The organism is Arthrobacter sp. ok909 (assembly GCF_900104405.1).
GTDB lineage: Bacteria > Actinomycetota > Actinomycetes > Actinomycetales > Micrococcaceae > Arthrobacter > Arthrobacter humicola.
Genome location: NZ_FNJS01000077.1, coordinates 1 through 1,490 on the forward strand (window position 1 = coordinate 1; position 1,490 = coordinate 1,490).

1 rRNA gene is annotated in these 1,490 nt (G+C 55.8%); it reads right to left on the minus strand.

The annotated features are described in order from the left end of the window. Positions 1-1,490: ribosomal RNA gene (locus BLR03_RS23810) — 23S ribosomal RNA — on the minus strand; the annotation flags it as partial.

Consider the following 1,490-nt stretch of genomic DNA (forward strand, 5'->3'; position numbering starts at 1 on the left):
AGGTCTCGGGCGGTTAGTATCCCCTGTTCAACATGGGCGGTTTTTCGCCGGTACGGGAATATCAACCCGTTGTCCATCGACTACGCCTGTCGGCCTCGCCTTAGGTCCCGACTTACCCAGGGCAGATTAGCTTGACCCTGGAACCCTTGATCATTCGGCGGACGGGTTTCTCACCCGTCTTTCGCTACTCATGCCTGCATTCTCACTCGTGTAGGCTCCACCGCTGGTTTACACCGCGACTTCACCGCCCACACGACGCTCCCCTACCCATCCAGACGCCTGAACCACAAGGGCTTAGCTAATATCTGAATGCCACAACTTCGGCGGTGTACTTGAGCCCCGCTACATTGTCGGCGCGGAATCACTTGACCAGTGAGCTATTACGCACTCTTTTAAGGATGGCTGCTTCTAAGCCAACCTCCTGGTTGTCTTCGCAACTCCACATCCTTTCCCACTTAGCACACGCTTAGGGGCCTTAGTTGGTGGTCTGGGCTGTTTCCCTCTCGACTATGAAGCTTATCCCCCACAGTCTCACTGCTGCGCTCTCACTTACCGGCATTCGGAGTTTGGCTGACGTCAGTAACCTTGTAGGGCCCATTAGCCATCCAGTAGCTCTACCTCCGGTAAGAAACACGCAACGCTGCACCTAAATGCATTTCGGGGAGAACCAGCTATCACGAAGTTTGATTGGCCTTTCACCCCTACCCACAGCTCATCCCCTCCATTTTCAACTGAAGTGGGTTCGGTCCTCCACGACGTCTTACCGTCGCTTCAACCTGGCCATGGGTAGATCACTTCGCTTCGGGTCTAGATCACGCCACTGCAACGCCCTGTTCAGACTCGCTTTCGCTACGGCTTCCCCACACGGGTTAACCTCGCGACGTAACACTAACTCGCAGGCTCATTCTTCAAAAGGCACGCCGTCACCAGAATCAGACTGGCTCCGACGGATTGTAAGCACACGGTTTCAGGTACTGTTTCACTCCCCTCCCGGGGTACTTTTCACCTTTCCCTCACGGTACTGGTCCGCTATCGGTCATTAGGGAGTATTTAGGCTTATCAGGTGGTCCTGACAGATTCACACGGGATTTCTCGGGCCCCGTGCTACTTGGGATACTCTCCAGGCGGTACACAACATTTCGGTTACGGGGCTCACACCCTCTACGGCCGGCCTTTCAAGACCGTTCACCTATGCCTGCACATCACACCTCACCAGTCCGGCAGAACTGGTACGGAAAGTCCCACAACCCCGACCATGCAACGCCCGCCGGCTATCACACATGGAACGGTTTAGCCTGATCCGCGTTCGCTCGCCACTACTAACGGAATCACTATTGTTTTCTCTTCCTGCGGGTACTGAGATGTTTCACTTCCCCGCGTTCCCTCCACGCACCCTATGTGTTCAGATGCGGGTCACCAGGCAGCTCGCGCCCCTGGCGGGGTTTCCCCATTCGGACACCCTGGGATCACAGTCCGGTTATCGACTCCCC